This is a genomic window from Methanobrevibacter arboriphilus (assembly GCF_019669925.1).
GTDB lineage: Archaea > Methanobacteriota > Methanobacteria > Methanobacteriales > Methanobacteriaceae > Methanobinarius > Methanobinarius arboriphilus_A.
Genome location: NZ_AP019779.1, coordinates 1,640,419 through 1,660,434, shown reverse-complemented (window position 1 = coordinate 1,660,434; position 20,016 = coordinate 1,640,419). Strand labels below are relative to the sequence as shown.

The window sequence follows — 20,016 nt, the reverse complement described above, 5'->3', positions numbered from 1 at the left end:
TAAAAAAATAAGAATATATTATTCAGTATTAAAAGCAACACTGCAATCACAATTACAAATATTACTACAATTATTACTATCGTTTTCCACATCACCAGGAAACAGTAAATCATCACTATCTCCATTTTGTTCATTAACAACAGGGAATGGTTCTTCTATATCAACGGTTACCCCATCCATTTCTGAATGTCGTGTATTATCTAATTGTGACCATATCCATGTTTTACTGGGGTATACTGGAGGATAACCGTTTTCTTCAGCTTCTTTGTTTGCAGCTAATGCTTCTTCGTAGTCACTTGCATGTGTTTTATATCTATCTAGGTTTTTACTGAGGTTTTCAATTTCTTTATAAGTGTATTCTCTCCCTCTTGTACTTAATCCCTTTTCGGATGCTTTTTCAAGAATATTAAGTCTGTTCACTTTAGGGAATGATTTTGCCATTTGATTATATTGGCTAATGTTAATTTTATTTTCAGATAATGTTTTTTCAATATATTTAAGATTGTCAAAAACTCTTTTAGTTTCTACCTCACTAATAATCCTATTAACTCTACCTGCTTGTTTCATAGTTAATTTTTCAAATGCTTTTGAATTATTAGTCAATGGACTTTCTAATATTCTTCTAAACATTTTTTCTGTTGATAATTTATTAAGTGAATAAATAGTATCATAAACAACAGCATTTTCAAATGCTTTTCCTGAAGCATTAGGATTGTTTACTTTTTTATCAACAAGGTTGTTATTTAGTAATTGTAATTTAAGATGTAGTGGATCATTGGCTTTTTGGATGAATGTTAGTCTACGGTTTTTAAGATATGCTAATCTTTTAGTGTTTATTATCATTCTAATCCACTAATCATATTGTTTATATTATTAAATTCTTCTATTTGGGAATCATTAAGAGCTGTGTCTCCGAATGGTTGTCCGTTGTAGTATCTTGCATTCCATAGTCCTGTGTTTACTGTGAAATCATATTCTTCCAATTTTATAACTGGTAAATATTCGCTTAGTGCTGTTAAGTATTCTTGTAATGTTAAGCCTGCATTATTCCATGCTTCATGTATACGGTTGGTTTCTATTTCTATGGTGTCACTGAATATTGGGGTTGTTATGTTAATTTTACCTTTAACTCCTTTAGTTAGGTAAATAAATTGTTCTATTTTTTTATTTAAAGGTTTTTGGAATGTTCCAAGGTCTTTAGTATAAATTTCCCATACTGATTGATCTCTTGTGCTATTCATGGATTGTTTTTCATCCATTATGCCCAATCTTATCTTAGGTACATTATATGAAGATAAAACTTTATACTCTGCTTTTTCTTCTATATTGTTTAATGATTCATTATCTTTAGATTCAATATCAACAAGTTGGAAACTACGAGGTTTCTCAGTACGAGAATAAATTACAGCTATTCCACCATCTTTATCTTCTAACTCCTCATCAATAATGTCTTCTTCATCAGGAGCTAATTCCATAATAGGATTACCTTCTTCATTAAGTAAAGCTTCACCTTTACTATTAACTTTAGGCACTAACTGGTTGCCTCCCATTTTTGGCTCAAGATTAACATGAAGTATTGCATCAGCTATATTACCATTTTCTATCTTTTTTTCATATTTATCATCAATGCCAATATCTGCAAATAATATTTTCTTTGCTTGTAACCATTCTGGTTTTTTAAGGAATTTATAAAAATTATCCCCTCCAAAGATAACACATTGTCCAAGGTCTTCTTTTCCATATGTGAAATCTTTGGGGTATTCTTCACCTATTATTTTAAAGTAATTTGTGCTAGTGTCTGTTTTTTGTTCAATTAAGAAGTATGTGTTTTTTTGGAATGTTGTTTCTAATAGTTTAGTTGTTATTACTGGCATTTGTGAGAGTTTGAATTTAGTACTTATTTTTTCGTCATAGGCTACTTCAAAAACACCATAAGGGGCATAAAAATAATCTATACATGCGAAGTATAGTTCTTCTTGGAAGTCTATTAGGTTTTTTTGTATTTCTTCTGCTTTCTCTTTATCTTCTTCATTTTCAGGGATAAATGTAAGTTCTCCTAAAAATAAGTCTTGTGCTAGTATTCTGGATACTTTAGCTACTATGTGGCTATTATCAAATACGTATAAACAGTCTTCTAGTGTTACTGGTAGTGGTACTTCTGTTGTTCTTTTTCCTGTGTCTTCTTTTTTTGTTTTTGTTTGTATTTGACTGTAAACATCTTTAAGGGAATCGTCTATTGATTTGCTTATTCTTAGGAGTGTTTTATCAACGTTTTTGGATTTTATAAATAGCATTAAACTCTTCTCCTTATTTTTTTACCAGCTTTTAGATTATTGATTATAGGTCTGTTGTATTTTAAGTTATTACGGTGTAATATGTATCTTATTGTATCCATACTATGGTCGTTGATTTTTATTGGTTCTTCTATTTCATTACCTTCTTTGTCTTTACGATAACGATATTGTTTTATTTCTCTTGCAGTATTAGGACAATTTTTTTCATCAATATGTAAAGGTGTTGCTTTAACACTATCTATGCCTGCAAGCACTGATTTATCAGCTTTTTGTGCATTATAACCTGCTCTTCTAAATTCTTCTATACGGTCAGGTTCTGCACTATCACAAACAGTTTCTAATAGCATTGATGGGTGTAAATTCATTTCTTTTAATAATTCATTAGCTTTAGTTATTAATTCTTTATTAATCAAGCCTGATTCATAAACTTCTCCAATAACATAAGCTTGCCCATCTTTTATCCCTATAACTAAGAAACATGATGGATTTACATAACCAAAATCAGCACCAGCCAGGTAATAATCATATTTAATATCATCTGGAATATTATAATCATAATGAGTATAAATAGCCCCACTTGCTTGTATCCATTCACCCAGCGTATAATTACGGTAAAGATCAGGGTTTATCTCTTTCAATAATTCATATTCAGCCACATACTCTTTTGGTAAGTACATTAAATTGTCTTTATAGCTAAAATGAATTACTTTAGTTTTTTCAATTTCGGAATTAGTGTAAAATACTTTATAAAGAAAATGAGCTGTTGTTTCAGGTTGAACAATAATCAATAGTTGCCCATAATATTTTTTACTGACTTTTCCCCTGAGTCTTTTTTCTATTTCACGATAGCTGTATTCACTTATTTCTTCTGCTTGTTCAATAAGTATAAAATCAGCGTTAATGGATCTTATTTTACTAAATTTATCTAGACCTTTAAAGCTAATAGTTGATTCATTAAAAAAAGTTATTTTAAGTTCAGATTTATTTAGGTCGTATGGTAATTCATATTTATCTAATAATTCTATTATCTCTAAATATATTGTATCTCTTAGACTAGCTAATGTTTGTCTAAATACATAACATCTTGCTTGAGGATATTGTAATGCATAAAGTATTGCTTTATGTGCCCCATATAATGTTTTACTTGAACCTGCAGAACCAGTTACCATTAATTTACGAGATTTATCATGAATATGATGTAGTTGCTTAGGATTTAACTCCATCTCCACTTTCATCTTCATCGCTTTCTTTTGGGGTGGTTAGAACAATTTCTAATGTATTATCATTATCATTTTTATTATCTGATTTAATAATCTCAGTTGGCTCACCAGTAACCAAACGATTATTCTGAATAGCAATATCAGTACCCTTCATAACCTTCTCAAAATTAAAACCACTAAACTTATCATCACTCAATATTGCTTTAGCCTTACCCAAACCTTCCTTAGTAATACTCTGATTCAAACTAAAAATCTCTTCCAAATCATCCAAGTAAGACTGCTGTATTTTATCAAGTAATAGTTCATTCTGATATTTCTGATAAGCTTCCTTCCTTTTAACCCACTCTTCAAGATAAGCCCATGTTTCAAAAGTCTTCCATGTAGGTAACTTATAGGAAAATTCATGATTTTTTTCTGTTTCTTGTTTGAGTTTTTTGTAGAATTTGGGTATGCTTATTTTTCCTTCGTGTTCTAGGTATTTCATGAAAAAGTAGTAGTGGTTGTTTAGTTCTTTTGGTTTTTGTTCCCATGGTTGTTGTTCTTGTTTTGTCATGAGAATTCATCCTTTTTTGTTCTTTTTGTTTCGAGGTTTTTCTTGTATTATTGAAAGTTTTTTATAATAGGATTGATAAAAATAATAATTAATTGTTTAGTGTTTTATGTGAAAAAAATAGTAAGGAGGTTATTATAATTGATTAAGACTATTTTAGCAATTATTGGTGCGATATTTATATTGTTATTTGTTGGAAGTTTTGTTATAGGATTTTTATTAAGTGTTTTTTAGTAAATTATTTTTATAATGTTTTTATAAGTAATCCTATTATTATAATTAGTAATGCAGATAGTACTGGTAGTCCTATTCCGAATATCCATTTGAGTATGTTTACGTTCCCTGTTAGTGTGCTGACTGCTTCTTTTAGTCCTTGTACTATTTCTTTTATGTTTTTGTCTTCGTTGTTTAGGCAATCTACGTCTTCTTTTATGTTTTTTATGTCTGTTTTATTTTGTATATTGTCGGTTTCTAGTCGGTTTATTCTTTTTTCTTTGTTGCAGGGTTGGTTGTGTGTATTCATAGTAGTAGTCTCTTGTTGGGTTGGCTGTTGCTAGGGGGGGTTAGTTGTAAGATTAAGAAAAAATAGTAAATTTTATTATATTAAAGAATATTAAATTTAGTATTTTAAGATTTTTTAATATAATTTTTGTTTTTATATTGTTCCAAGTACTTCTTGTTCTACTTGGTTGAATATTCTCTGGTATTCTAATTGTTTCCTGTTAGAGTGTTCCAAACTAGTCATTTGATAAGAAGCATTACTGGTGGGAGTGTAGTCTTTTAATCCTTGTCTTAATACCATTCCACAGTTTTTACAAGTTATTTCATCTCTTTTGGGATAGTATTCTGGTTCTGATTTATCACAGTTATCACAGGTTATGTCTTCTTTATTGTTGAATTGTGTGCTGTAATTATTATTTTGTTTTATAGATGTGCCTAGTTTTTCATCTATTTCTGCGAGATTTGATTCTGTTGGTATTCTAATCATTTTATATTACAACTCTCTTTTTTATGTAACTCACCTTATATGTCCACAGCAAGGATTTATTATTTAAATAGTGGTGTGTGGAAATGGTAACCTATACGGTCAGATATTAGACTATATAGTTTCCATGTTATTTTATATTCCTTCCAAACACCGTAACGGTCTATTTTTATTGTTTTGTCGTATCTTCTTTTAGTTCTAAGACACATTATTACTATTATTTGCTCCTCACTGCAATTTGCACATAGTTTTTTGAAGTCTTTTATTTGTAATATTATGTCTTGCACTTCTCGTATTTCATTTTTGGTTAGTTTTAGTTGGTTTCCTAGTATGTATGTGTCTGTTAGTTTGTTTTTTAGGTTTATGTTTAGTGTTGTTTGTGTGTGTATTGTTAGTTTTTCTTCTAGTTTGTTTTGTTTCCATTTTGTGGGCATTGTTGATTGTATTATTTCATCAGTAGTAATCATATTAATTTAACCTCCTTTTAGTAGCATGTGTAGTCTTGTTCACGGTTTCGTAGTTCTGTTTCGATTTCCTCTAACGTGTCTTCCCAGTCATTAATGTAACTTTTTATGTTCTTTTTTTCTTTTATTAAATTAGGAGTACTTGATAATCGTATTTCTAAACTATCCATGTTTTATCACCTTATTAATTCATAATCCTTATATTTTGGGTTATTGTTTAATTCTTTTGTTAACTCATATGCTGTGCCTTGTATGTTAATTGTATCATATTTCATAATATTATGCTCCTTTTATTGTTTCTAATATACTAATAGCCTGTACTATTTTCTCATTATACTCTTCAACATCATATAAACATTTCAAAGCTTTATTTACTAATGAAATATCCTCTTGTTTCATTTTTATCAATCCTTTATTAAATCATCATAATTGTACCCATATTGTTCTGATAATTCAATTGCTTTTAACTCATTAGCTTTTCTTAATTCTCCTGCAATCTTATCCACTGTTATGTTGATTTTTTCCAAAGGGTCTTTATCAGCTTCAATTATAGCTAATCTAGAAGCTAGTCTTAAGTTTTCTAAATTTGATTGTCTTAATTTTTCTTTTAAATTAAATATCTCTTTATAAAATTTACCATAATCATGTATTATTTTATCTAACCCATCAGGCACATTCATAAATAATTTATCATTCCATATTTCTTCATCTGTTTCATTAAGAAATAATTTTTTATCATCCCATTTGTTTCTTTCTTCAATTTCATATCGAAAATTTAAATCTTTATTATAATCCATTATTTAACTCCTTTCCAATACTTTCATTGTTTCACTAGCTCCTTAAAATAATTCTTTCCAATCTTTTGATGAATTATTATCTTTATATAATATTGTATCATCAAAACTAATTGGTCCTACTTTATTATCAGCTATACTTCTTAATAAAGCATTTAAAGAATTATAATGTCCTTTATAAGTACTTATCTTATATATTCTACCCTCTAAATCACCACTATAACTAACATTCTCTATTGGTATATCAAAATCTTCAAAAAGTTTAATTAAACTTGCTATGAAATTAGCATGTTCAAATCCTTCAAAAGGCACACCTTCTAAAGTTATAATAGTATTCATTGTTTAAACTCCCTTAATGTCCTTTTGATACAATATGTTCTTCTAAATCACAATCACAATACTTTTTACAGCCTTCAATTAAATTTTTAGCTGTTTTCTCACCTAAACGATAATCTTTGCCTGTTCCAGTTATTCTTAAAGCTTTTTCACCATCTATAATATCAATAGTAATACTATCATTAATTTTTATTTCTTCATGTTCCATTGTATTCACCCTTTTTTTAGTATCAACTGCAATCTTCTTTCACTATTTTATTTATCTCCAAATCTAACTTTTTAATCACCGATTCACAACACCGACGATACTCTACGTTATTATTATTACTCATCATTTTAGTATAATATTCTCTTGTATTTTGCAATGTTTTAAGCATATCTTCCCTTTGATTCATAATTATCACACTCTAAACTCTTCTGCTTACATTTCTCTTTCTTTCCACAATTATTACAGGGAAACACCCATCTATTTAATATTTTAACCAATAATCCCATAAAAAACACACCACACCAGGGTTTTTTTAATAAACATTCTTTAAGAAATCCTCCTTATCCCTTAAACTCATATGATAAAACACATTCGGATGTATAGTATACTCATCAACACCCACACGGATAAACAATTGATGATCCTTATACGTGTATCTCTCAAGGAGGGTTTTTAATTCTAATGGGTTTAAATGTATGTTAGGATTTAATGTGAGAATATTCACCATACGAGTTAACCTGTCAAGATTACTAATACCTTCGTAATACATGGTTGCGAGTATTGAGCTTTTAATTTGTTTTCGATTTGAAACTGACACTTTCATAATTTACATACCCCTCCTAAATCTTTTTTATCATATTCATTTTATTTATCTAAATGCACTGTCAAACAACCTTCTTTTAATTGGGTTAAATATTCTTTTTTATCCTTTACTGTGTTCTTAAATTTAGTAATATTATTTTGCCAATGTTCCACTTCTTTTTCATGTTTTTTTAGGAAGTATTCGGCTGTTTGTATACCTCTTTCGTATTGTTCTATACTTGTCTTAGTTTTCCTTATTTCATCTTTTAAACAAGTCATTTTTAATCAAACTCCTTTTTTAATGGTCTGGTTGTACGTTCATGTAATCTTGTTCATCCACTAAACCGTAACAAATCATGCATAAACCGTTAATAGTGAAGTTGGTTGGTTCTCCACATTTTCGGCATTGTGTTTTGTATTCTTGTTCAACCTTAGGGCTCATATTATAATTCCCTGTTTATTAATATAGTTAACTTATTAATGGTTTTACGTTCTAAATTGGTTGTAGGTGGTTTAAACAAGCCATTATTCTGTGTTACTAATTCATTCTTAAAATTACTATCAATTTTAATATTGTAATTTAATTCTAAGCTTTCAAGGAACTTTATTAACTCCTCACTTATTATTATTTGTGTTTCTGTTTCTAATTCAATGAAAATCTTATCGTATGTTGTTGTAACCTCAAAATCACCGTCTAAGTATTCTATAAACTTATCATATATTATGGCTTCTTTTTCATTCATTACTTCACTATTTTCATCTACTAAATCACTGTGTTTAAATAAATCTTTTATAACTTGTTTCATACTTTTAAGCTCCTTGTTAAGAATTCTCCTAAATTATATGCTTGTTTATCCCTAAAATCTTTATAATCCTTCAACCCATTAAGAATAGTGGTTATTCTTTTAGATTCAGATTCCAACCTTAAATCATCAAAAACATTCACTTTTTCACTTCCTTAATTGTTTCTAAAACACTGCGAACAAATCTATTAACAAAAGTTAAAATATAAACTTCTGATTTTTGAATTTTTTCACAAAGATTTTTAATATGATTTAATTTATTTTCACATTCACTTAATTCAACATCTGTTTCAGCCAACCATAAAACAAGGTTTTCAGGTGCTTCTTTCCTACTAAATTCAACAATTCTTCTTTTTAAAAATCTTGATTTTGGTTTATTTATAATAGAACCTTTAGATTTAACCTTCATTTCTTAACCTCTTTAATACTTAAACTCTTAACATCTCCCATATACTCTGCCATTTGTTTATTGAACCATTTTATTATGTCTTGAATGTCTTCGTTTGGTTCTCCTTCTATGGTAAAATTAATTTCAAAATCTTTAACGTTTTTCAATGATCCCATGTTTAATCACTCTCCCCTGTTTTTTATCCTATCGCTCCAAGTATACTCTCAGCTGTTTTATTCCCTACACCTTTCAAACTCAACAAACTATCCTTATCCAAACCTAAAAGGTCATTCAAATTCTTTAATTCTAACTCATCACTAACTAATTTAGCTGTGTCCTCCCCAATATTATCAATACCATTAATATAAGTCATAGCAGGATTATCTAACTTACGAATAGGCACTCTACAATGGTTTTTACCATCAGTACTCTTTTTAAAACATAATTCCATCATTTCTAAAGCTTCATCATAATCTTTTATAATAATAATCTTAGTTTCTTGCACCATACCACTAATAAAACCGTTCCAATTTTTCTTAGTGAAATAAATATTCTTTTTCCAATACCTCATACTATCTAAATAATCATCAATATCCCCCTCAATAAACAAGTAATGGTCTTTATAAATTTTCTGCATAGTGTTTACTTGTTTAAATATATGCCCACTCATAATAGATGATACAAGGTCGCCAATGGTCTTATATTCTATACCTACAACATATTCATCGCCTATTTTTAAACGGTAATCTGGACTTCCAAACTGTTCTACAATGGTGTTTTCTTTCCCAAAATACTGGATAGTTGGCTTTATTCTTACCCCTTCCCTTGATTCAATAGATATTTTACTACCCTGTGGAAGCAAACTCATGATTTAACCTCTTGCCAATCATATTTATGTATTTTTTTAGTCTTAGCAGGTTCAATTATTTCTTCTATAATTTCTTTTCTCTCATATTTTACAACTTGATTTAATTCAATTTTAGCCCCACAGAATGGACAATAAAATATGGGTATTTTTATTTTCTTTTTATCTAATGGAAAACCATCTAATCTTTTAAAATGTCTCATAGCATAAAGATGGGTGTCCCATTTAGCTCTCCCCATACAATAATATGTCGTATATCCTTCTGTCCCTGGAAAATAAGTTTTTGAACCTCCTATTTTTAATCTATCAATATCAAAAAATTTTTTCATTTTATTACAACACCAATTAGCAGAAATAAACCTATCTTCAGGGGCAGAATCTACATAAGTTTCATAACTAATAACACATTTTGGGTAGTATTTTGGTCTTTTATATTCTTGTTTTTTCCAAAACTTCCAATTCATACTTTCACCTCTTTCAACTCACAAAACTCTGGAAAACCAGTAGGAGCTTTATCTGTGTGATTAAATTCTTTATCCGATAAGCTACAATGTAAAAACTCCCCATAATCACGGTAATAGTTACATAAACCGTTGCATTGTATAATGGTGTATTCTGGTACAATTCGTTTCATTATTTCGCCTCTTTTAATATTGTTTCATCCAAACCAGGACCTTTACCCATATTATGCTTTTCACATAATGTTTTAAGGTTCTCCATACTATTAGGACCTCCCACAAATCTTGGTAACCGATGGTCTACAGTTAAAGGATTATCTATGCTTCCTTTATGCCCACATTCCACACATTGGCGGTTATCTCGTTCAAATACTGCTTCTCTCAACCAATCTGGAACAGGAGTGTTATTTCTTTTAATATTTAATAATTTTTTAAGTGTTTCATTCTCTTTTTCCAACTGAGTATTAAGTTTTAACCGTTTTTTACGAAGTAATGTATTGTATTTCTGCTTAATACTATTCCTTTCTTTGTTTAACTGTCGGTTTTCCTTTTTTAGATTTCGTAGATTCTGATTATACTGATTTTTAAGATTATTCGTGTTTTTCCAATATTGCTTTTTCAAAACTTCCTTAATCTTATTTTTCTCATGTATAACATCATTAATAACACCGGTTTGAGTATTATATCGTGTTTTTATTTCTTTTAATTGACTTGCCTCTACAAGTGGATTATCCACTAAGTCCAAGTATGTTTCAATCCCACACATAATCCAACCCCTCTTTTGTTTCCATATTGTTTTTCAACTCCCATAAAAAAATATATTATTATTTATTCCAATCTTTTTTTATCCCAATATCTTCATAAACTCTCATAGTTTTTTTAACACCATCAACGGAAACCCACCGTCCTATTTGTTCGAATCCCATTTGGTTCATTGTTTTTTTAATGTGAATTTTAGGTATTTTATTATCAGAGATTAATTCTTTTCTCTTTGAATATCTATACCATCTTTTAATTTCCATTTTAACTTCTTTAATTGTTAAAAAGGAATTTTCTTTGTCTTCAAAAATTTCATTAATACATTTTTCCAGTGTTTTAATATTTCCCATTATATCTCCTCTTACATTTTTGACATTACTGTTGTGAAATGACAAGAAACATACTTTTTCATATTACCTTTTTTATACACATTTTTTAAAAAAACCTATAAATTTTTGCTAATATAAGGAAAGTATGTATTTTGTCACAAATGTAATAATTCTTACATTACTGACATATTGTATAGTAAAAAGCAATGTTTTTTAAATACATAAAATTTAAAAAGATTACTTATAAAAATACAATATGAAAAGTGCCTTGTTCTGTCATTTCACAACAGTAATGTACAGAATGTAAGAATTATAAAAACTTATACTAAAATTTCACTACCATTTTCAAAATTTGCATAAATTACCAACCAGTCTTTATTCATTTTAATATCTTCATAAACACGATGAGTACCATTACCTCCATCTTCATCATAAAAAGATTTTCTAGTTTGATAATAACCTGCTCGATCCATCGCATTTTTAATAGCACGAGTAGATGGTCTTTTATGTTCATCAAACACAAAACCTTTACGAACAGCCCAACGGAACCAATTCTTAATCTCACGATTAACAACACGAACCTCCAAATCATTAAACTCACTATCAAGGAAAATAAACTCAATAGCACTCTTCAAAGGGTCTGATTTAAATTTATGCTCTTTAATCATAGCTTCCTTATGCTCAGCACTAACAAAAGGCTTACTCCTATTATCCATATACAAATTAATAGATTGATAAATAAGCCACTCCAAGCCCTCATCATATTTACCATTCAATATATCCATCTGTAAACTATCATCAACATTATCTGGTGAAAGAGTAATATCAGCTATTATTATAATCATACGCCGTTCAAATCCATCCCCCACTACTGGGGGTACTGCATTACTTCCACCCCATAATTTGGGAGTGTTATAAGGAGTTAATGGTATTCTTTCATTTTCTCCTTTAACCTCAGCACTACCACCATTACCAGTAATAATAGTGTTAAGTTTCCCTATGCCTTTCCATACATCAGATTGAAGGTCATCATCAATATTAACATGTTTACCTACCATTGGAGATAAAGTAAAACGGTCATTCTTAATAATATCTGGTATGGGAACCTCACTATAAGTGAAGAACCTTTTAAGCATAGTTAATAATGTTGATTTACCCGCTCCTGGTTTACCAACAATAATAGGCAATATGCCTTTTTCAATACCACCCATACATGAATGCCCAATACATTTAAGGAAAGTATCCTTATTATCCTTAAAACCTTTTTGTTTAGTTGATAAAATATTTTCAACAGCCTCTTGTATTTTACCACCATCAGCAGTACTATTCCACTTAAAAGGGAAAATAATCTTAGGTATGAAATCTTGACAAAAATCATTTTCATGGAAAGTTAAAGTATTATCATCATTATTAATAACAAGCATACCATTAGTAAACTGTAAAACATAAGGTTTCATCCGTATAGGTCTTGTAATATAATTAAGGACTCTTTCACATTGTTTACGGCTAAATTCATTATAACCGAAAAGTTCATTACAATGATTAATTATAAATAAAGCATCTATTTGTCGGATGGTTTCATCACCATTTTTGACATAATAGTTTAGTGTTGATGATTCAAAGAATAAAGTACTGTTTTTCTCTATGGATTCAATAATCATTTTGTCTGTGACATTGTAACCATATTCAAGGTAGTATGCTATTCTTTCATCAATATCTATAACATTAAAATCAATCTCTTTTTTATCTGGCTTTTTACGGTCTTCCACAATTTTTTTAACACGGTTAATATCTCTTGGAGATAATAATTCCCTTAATGCACCTATACCTGCAACATCTTTTTTAGGTTTATCGAATGTCCGTTCAAGCAATCCCAACCGATGGTCAATTTCCTCATCATCATGGAACACTTGATTAAATATATTAATACATTGTTCAAGATTATACCCTTTCTTGTACAAATACCCACTAACTGATTTGGCTAATTCATCTCTTGACCCCTCACGAACATAACCCTTAAAAATACTGATTAAATCTTCTGTGTCTTTTTGACTTTTAACCTCCCTGTTATGCTCAACCATCTTAACAGTCTTCTTAACTGGTGGAGTCCAAAGACCTTTATCTTCAATTTCAGATAATATTTCCTTTAAAACATCATCAGTAGAATCAACCACTAATATATCATCAGGACTACCATCAACTTGATTATATTCTTCTTTAATAAAACTAAAATTATTAACCTCTAAATTTTTATTTTCTTTATAAAATTTACCTAAATCAATAATTTCATCATCATATTTAACACCATAACGGTAATTGCAAACAACATACTTACCCTTACGTTTACCAGTATTAGCCTGATAATCCAAATTAAATGAAGGTTGTTTAAATTCAGGCTTATTTCGTGATAATAAATATATATGATAACCCCCAGATGGAGTGATCCGTGTGTGAGTTTTATTAATCCACCCCTCACAAACAGTTAATAAATCACTCATACTAATATCCTCAGGATTTTTAGGACTATCCAAATCAATCACAGCAAGGTATAAATCATATTCTGGTAAATAATTACATAAAACAGCACTACCATAAACACTATCATTATAACCCTTATATTCTCGTGGTGCATGCTTCCAACTATAAGCAGGATTTTTACCTGTTTTAAAAGATGGAGCATAAAAGGTTCGGTTAGGATTTTGTTTTTTAAAATCCTCTTTAACCTTATTACGCTCATCAGGAGTCATATTATCCCATTTAATTTTTCTTGGAATACTATACCTAATCTCTTTAGGACTAGCCAAAGCAACAAGTGATGATTTTTCTATAACTTCTTTGTAATTTATACTATGCATGGTAGCAAATCCTTTAAATGCTCTTGTTTAATAATTGTTTCATTAACAGTTCCATCTTCTTTAAATGGATAATCTATGGGGAATTCTAAACATAATCCTTTTTCATCAGTTTTGATTTTACAATCAGCCCAATTCATTTGTTCCATTATGTTTAAAAAATCTTCACTATCCATTTCATTGGTATTAAATGAGAATTTTATACTTGTTTCAATAATAATAAATCCCTCCAATGTTTTTTTTTATTTAAAAAATGAAAAAAGGATTAATTAATAGATGTTACTTTAACAAGATTATACTCAATAATCTCCCCACTACGGTTTTCAAATTCATCACTAACAATCACAATATTAATATTACTCATATTATTAATTTCATCTGAGAACTCTTTAATATTAAAATTAGTCAACTTATTACCCTTAATAGGAGTATCATTAACCTCTGCTACACTCCAAATGAAAGTACCTAGTTTAGATTTCTTCCAAATATCTTGAACATCCGCCTTGGTTTTTAATTTAATCCCTGCCTCAAAGACTTCTTCATCTTCATGGTTAATAACTCTTAATTTAATATTGTTTTGAGTTATTTCTTGCCCTGTGAATTTATCTTCAAATGTTTTTTCATATATTTCACTCATTCGTGGCTCACCTTTAAAGGTATCACCATCTCCAAAATCATTAATATATAGAGTATCATATTCTGGGTATTCGTCTTCATATTCATTTATTTCTACTTCTTCTGTTTCTACTTTGTTGAAAAAATTATCTAAACTCATAATTAATCACCATTTATACTAATTTTAATATTCTGTCTTTCATTTCATCATTTAAATTACTATCAGACTTTTTCATTTCTTTATATTCTCGGAGGACTTCTATTTTACTTGGGTTTGGTTTATTTAGATTGGTTTTGATTTGTTCAAGATAATCCCCTGCAACCATATCTGTAGACTCCTTACTAACTGATTTCTTTTCGGTTTTATTATCCTCTAATTCTTTTCTAAATTTAATTAATGTTTGTGTAAATGTATCTCCATCTCTTTTACAAGAATATATCCAATTAACAAGACTATTAATCCTAATTATTGACTTATTTGGGGTTGTATCCTGGTAAGAATCCAAAGACATATCCCATTGACCTATAAATATAACACTTAAATCACTACTTAATAATTCTTTTAAAATAGAATTAAAACGGTCACTACGGTCTGCGAATCTTCTCATTCCATTTGCTGAGGATATTAATAAATCTAACATTGTACCTACACCATCAAATACAATAGTGTCATATTCTTCGGTGTTTTTAACTTCTTTTATGACTTCTTTAATCCCTTTATATGCTTTTAAATCAGAACTCAAATCAATATTTACTACTGGACTTTTAGTGAAATTAGTTGAATCAAAATCAATTACTATTTCTTTTAGATTGTTTTCTCTACAATATTCATTACAGTATGAGCTTTTCCCTGAGCCGGGGTCTCCGTAGATGAGTACTCGTTTTGGTATGTTTCCTGCTCTTCTATCCTTTAATTTTAACATATTAATCATTCTCCTGTGTTTTCTTTTGTTTCATTTATTCCTAAAAATTGTTTCATATATCCTTTAAAATGGTCATTTTCCATTAATTGGAATTTTAATTTATCATTTTCTTTTTCAAGAATTCCTATTTGTTCTCTTAAATCTCTAATAGTATCTTCATATGAGTCTATTCTCTCTTTTTGGTGTTCCGTATCCCATTTAAGATTTCTAATATTATTTTCTAAACTTGGCATTTTAATCACATTCGCATTGTTTTATATTTAATAATGTTTTTAATTCAACTGCTGAGTACTGTTTTAATAAGGTTAAGAACCCCTCAGGGTTATTTTCACAGTCTTGGAAGTCTTCATAAAACTTATCTTTTAATTCATTCATGTTTTTTAATCTCCTACACAATTATTAATCAACCAACCTAATGTGAAGACTGCGAATAGTAAGCTGATATATGTTCCTTCTTCAGAATGCAAGAGTTCTACTCCTAAACCAGTTAGGATACTTATTAATATTAATATCCATCCTATTTTTTCAGTTCTTTTCAATTCTCTAAAATTCATTCTTCCACCTGTTTATTTTTGTAATACCACTTTTTCAGAGAATAATTTTAGTTTTTCATCAGTACTTATCAAATCATTTTCAAGACCTTTAAGAAACTCTTGTTTCATAAAAGTAGATTCATTATTTAATGCATTTCTTAATATAGTTCCGCCTAATGCAATTTGTTCATCTTTATTTATATTTTGCATTTCTTTTTCTATTAAACTTAATAATTGTTTCCCATTCATGTTTTCACCGTTTCTATTTTAATTAAATATTCTTTAATGTTTAACAATGCCCAATACGATTAATTTATAATTATATCCATTTTTATCTGTGTATCCATCATAATCCTTTGAATATTCAACAGTGTATGTTTTTTCCATAGTTTTAACTTCAAATATATGTAGTTTTTCATAATCAATCTTATCATTTAATATATTCATGAATTGATTGAATGGGGAGACTTTTATTTCGGATTCTTTTAATTTAAATTGTTTCATGTGTTTTCACCTTGTTTTTATGCTTTATTTAATACTGCTCTAACATTATAGCTTTTGTCTTTTCCTGTAACTGCACAAAAATCAGCATCGCAATGATTACAGGTTAATTCGTTTTCATATACTCGTTTTGGGTTTTCTATTAGTGTGTTATTGTGTCCGCATAGTGGGCAGTGGTTTTCCCATGTGGTTGTGTATTGTTTATATTGTAATTGGTTTATTGCACTTGGATAACCAGTAACGGTTATCTCATTTGCTTGTATTTCAGCATAACTTACGGTTATGATTCCTACAAACATTACTAACAATCCAAGGAGGATTATTAGCTTTAATGGCTGAGGAGTCATATTAATCAACCCTTTTTCCTTGCTTTTCCAACCCATAAATAAATATTAGCTATATCACCTAACAAGATTTTAACATATTTTTGAGTAAATCCATCTGTTTCATCAACATATTTTAAAATCATTCTTAATTGGTCTAATGGTACATCATTTTCTATCATACAATCATTTCGTTTACCATGACACCCATTAACGATATTTTCTTCTAAATCGTATTTTTTATTCATTGTTTCACCTTTTGTTTAAAATGGTTCTATATCCCATTCATCTTCAATATGTTCCAAATCAGTAGTATTAATTCTTATAAAAATATTTCCAACTCTTATTAAACTACTAGTAGCTTCACAGGAAGGAAATCTACTCATTCCAGCTATTTCTTTATTAGCCATATCAATAAGTTCTTTTTCTTGTTCTTTTGTTAATTTAATCATTGTTTAGCCTCTTCAATCTCACAAATTAGATTTGAACATGTTTCCAAGTTTTATTATACCAAATATGTTCAAAACCTTTAAAACTCATCCCTAAAGGTTTGGCTATTCGTTTAAAAACTTTCTTTCTATGTACTCCTTGTTTTTTTAGATTTTTTATTTCTAGAACTTGTTTTTCCGAAATTATAACATTTGGGTTTTTTTCACCCTTATGAGATTCACTCATCTTTATTTTTGTTTGTTTATCATGAGTAGTGCCATATTTATGATATTGTCTATGAATTTTATCTTGGATACAAATTAAGTTTTCTATATCATTATTAAGCTTATTCTCATCTAGATGATGAATTATATATCCTTTAGGGATTTTTATTTGACTTCTATCCTCCCAAACAAGTCTATGTAAAAATTTACCTTTATTGCCTTCTTTTTCAGAAAAAATATAATAATATCCTTGACTAACCATTGCATCCCCATATTTTGTTTTAATACTCATTACTTATCACACTCAACCCCAATATCTTTCAAAGCCCAATCAGCGTATCCATCTAAATGAATAATAACTGATTCAATATCGCAAAAATCTTTAGCATGACTTTCTATTTCTTTTAAAACATCTATTGCTATTTGTTTCCGTTGTTCGCCTGTTAGTTTCATTTAATCACCCTTCTTTTTTTTATCGTAACAAATCCAACACAACCCATCAAGAGTATAAACTGTTTCTTCTTGACATTCCTTACACTTCTTCTTTCCTATGACTACAAAAGGCTTATAAGGGTCTTTAAATTTTTTTGTGAACATTAGTCATCATCCTCTTTTTCATGAGAGTATAATGGGCAAATATTAGCTAGAACCATATTATAATTACTTATTTCATCACCATTTTCAAATGGAAACTCTTCACTCATTCCCAAACCTCTAAATTCATTAATAAGTTCAATTATCCTATGTAAATTATCACTAACATCTTCATCTAGTTCATAACCCATTGGTGAACAATCATTACCTCCACAATCTTCTGGTTCATCTCTTGTTGAACCATAACTATACAATTTGTGATAATGTTTGCACTTTTCACAATTTTTGTTTTTATCTGGTTTCCAATCCACATATTTATCATTCAACCTTACCTTACTTCCTTCTTTAATCATTTAACTACTCCCTCTCTTTTTTATAACGATTTCCACATTCCATACAAACATAACCAGTTACTTTATCCTCACTTGGAGATTTAAACTCCCCAGTAACCATTTTATCTTTCATCATCAGTAAAATATCATCTAAATCCATTTTACATAATTGGTTCATTTTGTTTCCACATTCAGGACAATCCATTGCCTACTCCTCCTTTTCTTCGCTTTTGGTAAGATAAAAAGTAACAGTATTCTCACTATAATAATTCAAATTAGCACTACTATGTTGCATAAAACCATTACTAACACTATTAACAGTATCCTTAACAACACTACCAAGTTCGAGAGTGTAATCTGGGCTGATATTTTTAAAAAAACTTATCACTGTATCTTTTAAAGCGATTGGTTCTCTGTGTGATAAAACAACACTCAATCCTCCAGTTACAGGGATTATCTTGACTAGTGCTGGTGGAAACTCAGTTATATTACATACTTCTTCTTTAAACGCGTCTAATTCAGTGTTTATCTGTTTTTCCAATTCGTTTTTATTATCTAGGTTATCAATTATATTATCTAACATATTACCTTCCATTCTTTTTTTATATGCCTTCTTCTACTATTTCACGTGCAGTAGCTATCCCTTTGCCAATATAATAACTAATATTTTCCTCACTATTGATTATCTCTTCCCAATTCATAATTAACAGTCCTCCTTACGATAATCCTTCAACTCACAATCAAAATCCATATCAACAAGATAATCCTTCAACATAATTCACTCCTCCTTGTATAGGTTACCCCTAGGCTTGTTAAAATCCTCTGCTCTCCTCACTGGTCTGATTATTTCTTTTTCCATATAGGATAATAAAACATTAAAAATAGACACTTTAATCACCATTTACTGGTACAATATTATACCCTTCATTCCGATAATGCTCCAAATACCAGCCATTACGGAAAGTATTATCCACGACAGCTACTAAGTTATCGTCTTGGTCTTTAACATGAAAAATCATGTTTTTAATCCTCCTAAAAAACGAAATACTTTATCAGGAGTATCATGAACAGCTATCATATCCTCAAACTTATAAAAAGTAACATTCACACCATTATTTCTTAATTGATTGTATAATGATTGTGCAAAAGGAGATTCAATAGTAACAGCATTTAAACTACCGTTTATTTTAACATTAGTAGGCATGAAACCATGATTACATAGTTCTTCTCTTAGTTTTGAGATTAGTTTCATAATGAGCACACTCCTAACCCTAATAGGAAGTGTTGTATGTTAAAATAAGTACCTTGTTCACAGTTTTGGATTTTATCATAAAATTCATCTGTGTCAGGATCGTTACCTTCTAAAAAAATAGTATTCATAAGCCAACACACCCAACTACTTGTTTTAATTGGCTTATTTTAGTTCTGCACTGTTGTTTAGTGTTTAGGATTAGTTCTATCTCTTTTGATAGTGTTTCTAAACTTTTTACTCTTGGTGCAAGATTGTATAACTCTTTTTTAAGAGTTGTGTTTTCTTGGTGGAAGAGTTCAACAGTTTTCTTTTGGTAGATTAATTCACTTTGTTGTTGGTGAATTAGTTCTTTTAGTTCCTCAACGGAGAAACAGTTTAAATCTAAATTTTCCATTTAAATCAC

44 protein-coding genes are annotated in these 20,016 nt (G+C 29.2%); all 44 read right to left on the bottom strand.

The window, feature by feature from the left end; all coding sequences use genetic code 11:
- Positions 1–18: 18 nt before the first annotated feature.
- Entirely contained in the window at positions 19–843 is an 825-nt protein-coding gene (locus MarbSA_RS07250; RefSeq protein WP_221061283.1) for a hypothetical protein, read from the bottom strand.
- Positions 840–2,294 (bottom strand): hypothetical protein, encoded by a 1,455-nt coding sequence (locus tag MarbSA_RS07245; RefSeq protein WP_221061282.1) that lies wholly within the window; start codon positions 2,292–2,294, stop codon positions 840–842. The genes MarbSA_RS07250 and MarbSA_RS07245 overlap by 4 nt, the downstream gene beginning before the upstream one ends.
- Complete coding sequence (locus MarbSA_RS07240) at positions 2,294–3,535, bottom strand: PBSX family phage terminase large subunit (RefSeq protein WP_221061281.1); 1,242 nt, start codon at positions 3,533–3,535, stop codon at positions 2,294–2,296. Before MarbSA_RS07240 ends, MarbSA_RS07245 begins: the two co-directional genes overlap by 1 nt.
- On the bottom strand, positions 3,501–4,067 hold the full coding sequence (locus MarbSA_RS07235; protein ID WP_221061280.1) for a hypothetical protein: 567 nt from the start codon (positions 4,065–4,067) through the stop codon (positions 3,501–3,503). Before MarbSA_RS07235 ends, MarbSA_RS07240 begins: the two co-directional genes overlap by 35 nt.
- A 227-nt stretch (positions 4,068–4,294) precedes the next feature.
- Entirely contained in the window at positions 4,295–4,480 is a 186-nt protein-coding gene (locus MarbSA_RS07230; protein WP_221061279.1) for a hypothetical protein, read from the bottom strand.
- 239 nt (positions 4,481–4,719) lie between these two features.
- Complete coding sequence (locus MarbSA_RS07225; RefSeq protein WP_054834553.1) at positions 4,720–5,052, bottom strand: hypothetical protein; 333 nt, start codon at positions 5,050–5,052, stop codon at positions 4,720–4,722.
- 59 nt (positions 5,053–5,111) lie between these two features.
- Positions 5,112–5,516, bottom strand: coding sequence for a hypothetical protein (locus MarbSA_RS07220; protein ID WP_054834554.1), 405 nt, complete (start codon positions 5,514–5,516; stop codon positions 5,112–5,114).
- Positions 5,517–5,533: 17 nt separating this feature from the next.
- Positions 5,534–5,683: a hypothetical protein gene (locus MarbSA_RS07215; RefSeq protein WP_221061278.1), complete on the bottom strand. Its 150-nt coding sequence runs from the start codon at positions 5,681–5,683 to the stop codon at positions 5,534–5,536.
- Positions 5,684–5,917: 234 nt separating this feature from the next.
- Positions 5,918–6,310: a hypothetical protein gene (locus MarbSA_RS07210; RefSeq protein WP_054834555.1), complete on the bottom strand. Its 393-nt coding sequence runs from the start codon at positions 6,308–6,310 to the stop codon at positions 5,918–5,920.
- 42 nt (positions 6,311–6,352) lie between these two features.
- On the bottom strand, positions 6,353–6,646 hold the full coding sequence (locus MarbSA_RS07205) for a hypothetical protein (protein ID WP_054834556.1): 294 nt from the start codon (positions 6,644–6,646) through the stop codon (positions 6,353–6,355).
- Between the two features lie 13 nt (positions 6,647–6,659).
- Positions 6,660–6,851, bottom strand: coding sequence for a hypothetical protein (locus tag MarbSA_RS07200; protein WP_054834557.1), 192 nt, complete (start codon positions 6,849–6,851; stop codon positions 6,660–6,662).
- Positions 6,852–7,012: 161 nt separating this feature from the next.
- The gene (locus tag MarbSA_RS10440) at positions 7,013–7,138 is read right to left on the bottom strand and encodes a hypothetical protein (protein ID WP_280636253.1); all 126 of its coding nucleotides are present in this window, start codon (positions 7,136–7,138) and stop codon (positions 7,013–7,015) included.
- A gap of 26 nt (positions 7,139–7,164) precedes the next feature.
- Positions 7,165–7,455, bottom strand: a complete 291-nt coding sequence (locus MarbSA_RS07195; protein WP_054834558.1) for a hypothetical protein — start codon at positions 7,453–7,455, stop codon at positions 7,165–7,167.
- Between the two features lie 41 nt (positions 7,456–7,496).
- Positions 7,497–7,712, bottom strand: a complete 216-nt coding sequence (locus tag MarbSA_RS07190; RefSeq protein ID WP_054834559.1) for a hypothetical protein — start codon at positions 7,710–7,712, stop codon at positions 7,497–7,499.
- A gap of 164 nt (positions 7,713–7,876) precedes the next feature.
- The gene (locus MarbSA_RS07185) at positions 7,877–8,239 is read right to left on the bottom strand and encodes a hypothetical protein (RefSeq protein ID WP_054834560.1); all 363 of its coding nucleotides are present in this window, start codon (positions 8,237–8,239) and stop codon (positions 7,877–7,879) included.
- On the bottom strand, positions 8,236–8,379 hold the full coding sequence (locus MarbSA_RS07180) for a hypothetical protein (protein ID WP_156314531.1): 144 nt from the start codon (positions 8,377–8,379) through the stop codon (positions 8,236–8,238). Before MarbSA_RS07180 ends, MarbSA_RS07185 begins: the two co-directional genes overlap by 4 nt.
- Entirely contained in the window at positions 8,376–8,645 is a 270-nt protein-coding gene (locus MarbSA_RS07175; protein WP_054834561.1) for a hypothetical protein, read from the bottom strand. Before MarbSA_RS07175 ends, MarbSA_RS07180 begins: the two co-directional genes overlap by 4 nt.
- A complete protein-coding gene (locus MarbSA_RS07170) occupies positions 8,642–8,800 on the bottom strand; it encodes a hypothetical protein (RefSeq protein WP_221061277.1) in 159 nt (52 codons plus the stop codon). The genes MarbSA_RS07175 and MarbSA_RS07170 overlap by 4 nt, the downstream gene beginning before the upstream one ends.
- Before the next feature lie 23 nt (positions 8,801–8,823).
- Positions 8,824–9,492, bottom strand: coding sequence for an ERCC4 domain-containing protein (locus MarbSA_RS07165; RefSeq protein ID WP_221061276.1), 669 nt, complete (start codon positions 9,490–9,492; stop codon positions 8,824–8,826).
- Positions 9,489–9,953 carry a hypothetical protein gene (locus MarbSA_RS07160; protein ID WP_221061275.1) on the bottom strand — a complete coding sequence of 155 codons (465 nt, stop codon included), beginning with the start codon at positions 9,951–9,953 and terminating at the stop codon, positions 9,489–9,491. The genes MarbSA_RS07165 and MarbSA_RS07160 overlap by 4 nt, the downstream gene beginning before the upstream one ends.
- Positions 9,950–10,123 carry a hypothetical protein gene (locus tag MarbSA_RS07155; RefSeq protein WP_221061274.1) on the bottom strand — a complete coding sequence of 58 codons (174 nt, stop codon included), beginning with the start codon at positions 10,121–10,123 and terminating at the stop codon, positions 9,950–9,952. The genes MarbSA_RS07160 and MarbSA_RS07155 overlap by 4 nt, the downstream gene beginning before the upstream one ends.
- Entirely contained in the window at positions 10,123–10,713 is a 591-nt protein-coding gene (locus tag MarbSA_RS07150; protein WP_054834565.1) for an HNH endonuclease signature motif containing protein, read from the bottom strand. The genes MarbSA_RS07155 and MarbSA_RS07150 overlap by 1 nt, the downstream gene beginning before the upstream one ends.
- Before the next feature lie 58 nt (positions 10,714–10,771).
- Positions 10,772–11,056 carry an aegerolysin family protein gene (locus tag MarbSA_RS07145; protein WP_054834566.1) on the bottom strand — a complete coding sequence of 95 codons (285 nt, stop codon included), beginning with the start codon at positions 11,054–11,056 and terminating at the stop codon, positions 10,772–10,774.
- Positions 11,057–11,355: 299 nt separating this feature from the next.
- Positions 11,356–13,890 (bottom strand): DUF5906 domain-containing protein, encoded by a 2,535-nt coding sequence (locus tag MarbSA_RS07140; protein WP_221061273.1) that lies wholly within the window; start codon positions 13,888–13,890, stop codon positions 11,356–11,358.
- A complete protein-coding gene (locus MarbSA_RS07135; protein ID WP_054834571.1) occupies positions 13,878–14,120 on the bottom strand; it encodes a hypothetical protein in 243 nt (80 codons plus the stop codon). Before MarbSA_RS07135 ends, MarbSA_RS07140 begins: the two co-directional genes overlap by 13 nt.
- Before the next feature lie 32 nt (positions 14,121–14,152).
- Complete coding sequence (locus MarbSA_RS07130; protein WP_221061272.1) at positions 14,153–14,662, bottom strand: hypothetical protein; 510 nt, start codon at positions 14,660–14,662, stop codon at positions 14,153–14,155.
- A gap of 13 nt (positions 14,663–14,675) precedes the next feature.
- Positions 14,676–15,425, bottom strand: coding sequence for an AAA family ATPase (locus MarbSA_RS07125; protein ID WP_221061271.1), 750 nt, complete (start codon positions 15,423–15,425; stop codon positions 14,676–14,678).
- Between the two features lie 5 nt (positions 15,426–15,430).
- Positions 15,431–15,658, bottom strand: coding sequence for a hypothetical protein (locus MarbSA_RS07120; protein WP_054834574.1), 228 nt, complete (start codon positions 15,656–15,658; stop codon positions 15,431–15,433).
- A 1-nt stretch (position 15,659) separates the two neighbouring features.
- Positions 15,660–15,821, bottom strand: a complete 162-nt coding sequence (locus tag MarbSA_RS07115; protein ID WP_221061270.1) for a hypothetical protein — start codon at positions 15,819–15,821, stop codon at positions 15,660–15,662.
- The gene (locus MarbSA_RS07110) at positions 15,806–15,979 is read right to left on the bottom strand and encodes a hypothetical protein (RefSeq protein WP_156314537.1); all 174 of its coding nucleotides are present in this window, start codon (positions 15,977–15,979) and stop codon (positions 15,806–15,808) included. Before MarbSA_RS07110 ends, MarbSA_RS07115 begins: the two co-directional genes overlap by 16 nt.
- A gap of 12 nt (positions 15,980–15,991) precedes the next feature.
- The gene (locus MarbSA_RS07105) at positions 15,992–16,207 is read right to left on the bottom strand and encodes a hypothetical protein (protein ID WP_054834575.1); all 216 of its coding nucleotides are present in this window, start codon (positions 16,205–16,207) and stop codon (positions 15,992–15,994) included.
- 33 nt (positions 16,208–16,240) lie between these two features.
- Positions 16,241–16,462, bottom strand: coding sequence for a hypothetical protein (locus MarbSA_RS07100; protein WP_221061269.1), 222 nt, complete (start codon positions 16,460–16,462; stop codon positions 16,241–16,243).
- Positions 16,463–16,479: 17 nt separating this feature from the next.
- Positions 16,480–16,806, bottom strand: coding sequence for a hypothetical protein (locus tag MarbSA_RS07095; protein WP_054834576.1), 327 nt, complete (start codon positions 16,804–16,806; stop codon positions 16,480–16,482).
- 5 nt (positions 16,807–16,811) lie between these two features.
- On the bottom strand, positions 16,812–17,030 hold the full coding sequence (locus MarbSA_RS07090; protein WP_054834577.1) for a hypothetical protein: 219 nt from the start codon (positions 17,028–17,030) through the stop codon (positions 16,812–16,814).
- A 15-nt stretch (positions 17,031–17,045) separates the two neighbouring features.
- Positions 17,046–17,234 carry a hypothetical protein gene (locus tag MarbSA_RS07085; protein WP_054834578.1) on the bottom strand — a complete coding sequence of 63 codons (189 nt, stop codon included), beginning with the start codon at positions 17,232–17,234 and terminating at the stop codon, positions 17,046–17,048.
- A gap of 25 nt (positions 17,235–17,259) precedes the next feature.
- Positions 17,260–17,727, bottom strand: coding sequence for an HNH endonuclease signature motif containing protein (locus MarbSA_RS07080; RefSeq protein ID WP_221061268.1), 468 nt, complete (start codon positions 17,725–17,727; stop codon positions 17,260–17,262).
- Positions 17,727–17,888, bottom strand: coding sequence for a hypothetical protein (locus MarbSA_RS07075; protein WP_221061267.1), 162 nt, complete (start codon positions 17,886–17,888; stop codon positions 17,727–17,729). The genes MarbSA_RS07080 and MarbSA_RS07075 overlap by 1 nt, the downstream gene beginning before the upstream one ends.
- A complete protein-coding gene (locus MarbSA_RS07070; RefSeq protein WP_156314540.1) occupies positions 17,889–18,032 on the bottom strand; it encodes a hypothetical protein in 144 nt (47 codons plus the stop codon).
- Positions 18,032–18,382: a hypothetical protein gene (locus tag MarbSA_RS07065; RefSeq protein ID WP_054834580.1), complete on the bottom strand. Its 351-nt coding sequence runs from the start codon at positions 18,380–18,382 to the stop codon at positions 18,032–18,034. The genes MarbSA_RS07070 and MarbSA_RS07065 overlap by 1 nt, the downstream gene beginning before the upstream one ends.
- A gap of 4 nt (positions 18,383–18,386) precedes the next feature.
- Positions 18,387–18,566, bottom strand: coding sequence for a hypothetical protein (locus MarbSA_RS07060; protein WP_054834581.1), 180 nt, complete (start codon positions 18,564–18,566; stop codon positions 18,387–18,389).
- Positions 18,567–18,569: 3 nt separating this feature from the next.
- On the bottom strand, positions 18,570–18,944 hold the full coding sequence (locus MarbSA_RS07055; protein WP_054834582.1) for a hypothetical protein: 375 nt from the start codon (positions 18,942–18,944) through the stop codon (positions 18,570–18,572).
- Between the two features lie 432 nt (positions 18,945–19,376).
- Positions 19,377–19,613, bottom strand: a complete 237-nt coding sequence (locus tag MarbSA_RS07050; protein ID WP_054834583.1) for a hypothetical protein — start codon at positions 19,611–19,613, stop codon at positions 19,377–19,379.
- Entirely contained in the window at positions 19,610–19,753 is a 144-nt protein-coding gene (locus MarbSA_RS07045; RefSeq protein WP_156314541.1) for a hypothetical protein, read from the bottom strand. The genes MarbSA_RS07050 and MarbSA_RS07045 overlap by 4 nt, the downstream gene beginning before the upstream one ends.
- A complete protein-coding gene (locus tag MarbSA_RS07040; RefSeq protein WP_054834584.1) occupies positions 19,738–20,007 on the bottom strand; it encodes a hypothetical protein in 270 nt (89 codons plus the stop codon). The genes MarbSA_RS07045 and MarbSA_RS07040 overlap by 16 nt, the downstream gene beginning before the upstream one ends.
- Positions 20,008–20,016 lie beyond the last annotated feature (9 nt).

Excerpts from the sequence above, each read along its gene's own strand:
- MarbSA_RS07250 (WP_221061283.1), bottom strand. The coding sequence starts at position 843 with ATGATAATAAACACTAAAAGATTAGCATATCTTAAAAACCGTAGACTA.
- MarbSA_RS07245 (WP_221061282.1), bottom strand. The coding sequence starts at position 2,294 with ATGCTATTTATAAAATCCAAAAACGTTGATAAAACACTCCTAAGAATA.
- MarbSA_RS07240 (WP_221061281.1), bottom strand. The coding sequence starts at position 3,535 with ATGAAGATGAAAGTGGAGATGGAGTTAAATCCTAAGCAACTACATCAT.
- MarbSA_RS07235 (WP_221061280.1), bottom strand. The coding sequence starts at position 4,067 with ATGACAAAACAAGAACAACAACCATGGGAACAAAAACCAAAAGAACTA.
- MarbSA_RS07225 (WP_054834553.1), bottom strand. The coding sequence starts at position 5,052 with ATGATTAGAATACCAACAGAATCAAATCTCGCAGAAATAGATGAAAAA.
- MarbSA_RS07220 (WP_054834554.1), bottom strand. The coding sequence starts at position 5,516 with ATGATTACTACTGATGAAATAATACAATCAACAATGCCCACAAAATGG.
- MarbSA_RS07215 (WP_221061278.1), bottom strand. The coding sequence starts at position 5,683 with ATGGATAGTTTAGAAATACGATTATCAAGTACTCCTAATTTAATAAAA.
- MarbSA_RS07210 (WP_054834555.1), bottom strand. The coding sequence starts at position 6,310 with ATGGATTATAATAAAGATTTAAATTTTCGATATGAAATTGAAGAAAGA.
- MarbSA_RS07205 (WP_054834556.1), bottom strand. The coding sequence starts at position 6,646 with ATGAATACTATTATAACTTTAGAAGGTGTGCCTTTTGAAGGATTTGAA.
- MarbSA_RS07200 (WP_054834557.1), bottom strand. The coding sequence starts at position 6,851 with ATGGAACATGAAGAAATAAAAATTAATGATAGTATTACTATTGATATT.
- MarbSA_RS10440 (WP_280636253.1), bottom strand. The coding sequence starts at position 7,138 with ATGGGATTATTGGTTAAAATATTAAATAGATGGGTGTTTCCCTGTAAT.
- MarbSA_RS07195 (WP_054834558.1), bottom strand. The coding sequence starts at position 7,455 with ATGAAAGTGTCAGTTTCAAATCGAAAACAAATTAAAAGCTCAATACTC.
- MarbSA_RS07190 (WP_054834559.1), bottom strand. The coding sequence starts at position 7,712 with ATGACTTGTTTAAAAGATGAAATAAGGAAAACTAAGACAAGTATAGAA.
- MarbSA_RS07185 (WP_054834560.1), bottom strand. The coding sequence starts at position 8,239 with ATGAAACAAGTTATAAAAGATTTATTTAAACACAGTGATTTAGTAGAT.
- MarbSA_RS07175 (WP_054834561.1), bottom strand. The coding sequence starts at position 8,645 with ATGAAGGTTAAATCTAAAGGTTCTATTATAAATAAACCAAAATCAAGA.
- MarbSA_RS07170 (WP_221061277.1), bottom strand. The coding sequence starts at position 8,800 with ATGGGATCATTGAAAAACGTTAAAGATTTTGAAATTAATTTTACCATA.
- MarbSA_RS07165 (WP_221061276.1), bottom strand. The coding sequence starts at position 9,492 with ATGAGTTTGCTTCCACAGGGTAGTAAAATATCTATTGAATCAAGGGAA.
- MarbSA_RS07160 (WP_221061275.1), bottom strand. The coding sequence starts at position 9,953 with ATGAATTGGAAGTTTTGGAAAAAACAAGAATATAAAAGACCAAAATAC.
- MarbSA_RS07155 (WP_221061274.1), bottom strand. The coding sequence starts at position 10,123 with ATGAAACGAATTGTACCAGAATACACCATTATACAATGCAACGGTTTA.
- MarbSA_RS07150 (WP_054834565.1), bottom strand. The coding sequence starts at position 10,713 with ATGTGTGGGATTGAAACATACTTGGACTTAGTGGATAATCCACTTGTA.
- MarbSA_RS07145 (WP_054834566.1), bottom strand. The coding sequence starts at position 11,056 with ATGGGAAATATTAAAACACTGGAAAAATGTATTAATGAAATTTTTGAA.
- MarbSA_RS07140 (WP_221061273.1), bottom strand. The coding sequence starts at position 13,890 with ATGCATAGTATAAATTACAAAGAAGTTATAGAAAAATCATCACTTGTT.
- MarbSA_RS07130 (WP_221061272.1), bottom strand. The coding sequence starts at position 14,662 with ATGAGTTTAGATAATTTTTTCAACAAAGTAGAAACAGAAGAAGTAGAA.
- MarbSA_RS07125 (WP_221061271.1), bottom strand. The coding sequence starts at position 15,425 with ATGTTAAAATTAAAGGATAGAAGAGCAGGAAACATACCAAAACGAGTA.
- MarbSA_RS07120 (WP_054834574.1), bottom strand. The coding sequence starts at position 15,658 with ATGCCAAGTTTAGAAAATAATATTAGAAATCTTAAATGGGATACGGAA.
- MarbSA_RS07110 (WP_156314537.1), bottom strand. The coding sequence starts at position 15,979 with ATGAATTTTAGAGAATTGAAAAGAACTGAAAAAATAGGATGGATATTA.
- MarbSA_RS07105 (WP_054834575.1), bottom strand. The coding sequence starts at position 16,207 with ATGAATGGGAAACAATTATTAAGTTTAATAGAAAAAGAAATGCAAAAT.
- MarbSA_RS07100 (WP_221061269.1), bottom strand. The coding sequence starts at position 16,462 with ATGAAACAATTTAAATTAAAAGAATCCGAAATAAAAGTCTCCCCATTC.
- MarbSA_RS07095 (WP_054834576.1), bottom strand. The coding sequence starts at position 16,806 with ATGACTCCTCAGCCATTAAAGCTAATAATCCTCCTTGGATTGTTAGTA.
- MarbSA_RS07090 (WP_054834577.1), bottom strand. The coding sequence starts at position 17,030 with ATGAATAAAAAATACGATTTAGAAGAAAATATCGTTAATGGGTGTCAT.
- MarbSA_RS07085 (WP_054834578.1), bottom strand. The coding sequence starts at position 17,234 with ATGATTAAATTAACAAAAGAACAAGAAAAAGAACTTATTGATATGGCT.
- MarbSA_RS07080 (WP_221061268.1), bottom strand. The coding sequence starts at position 17,727 with ATGAGTATTAAAACAAAATATGGGGATGCAATGGTTAGTCAAGGATAT.
- MarbSA_RS07075 (WP_221061267.1), bottom strand. The coding sequence starts at position 17,888 with ATGAAACTAACAGGCGAACAACGGAAACAAATAGCAATAGATGTTTTA.
- MarbSA_RS07070 (WP_156314540.1), bottom strand. The coding sequence starts at position 18,032 with ATGTTCACAAAAAAATTTAAAGACCCTTATAAGCCTTTTGTAGTCATA.
- MarbSA_RS07065 (WP_054834580.1), bottom strand. The coding sequence starts at position 18,382 with ATGATTAAAGAAGGAAGTAAGGTAAGGTTGAATGATAAATATGTGGAT.
- MarbSA_RS07060 (WP_054834581.1), bottom strand. The coding sequence starts at position 18,566 with ATGGATTGTCCTGAATGTGGAAACAAAATGAACCAATTATGTAAAATG.
- MarbSA_RS07055 (WP_054834582.1), bottom strand. The coding sequence starts at position 18,944 with ATGTTAGATAATATAATTGATAACCTAGATAATAAAAACGAATTGGAA.
- MarbSA_RS07050 (WP_054834583.1), bottom strand. The coding sequence starts at position 19,613 with ATGAAACTAATCTCAAAACTAAGAGAAGAACTATGTAATCATGGTTTC.
- MarbSA_RS07040 (WP_054834584.1), bottom strand. The coding sequence starts at position 20,007 with ATGGAAAATTTAGATTTAAACTGTTTCTCCGTTGAGGAACTAAAAGAA.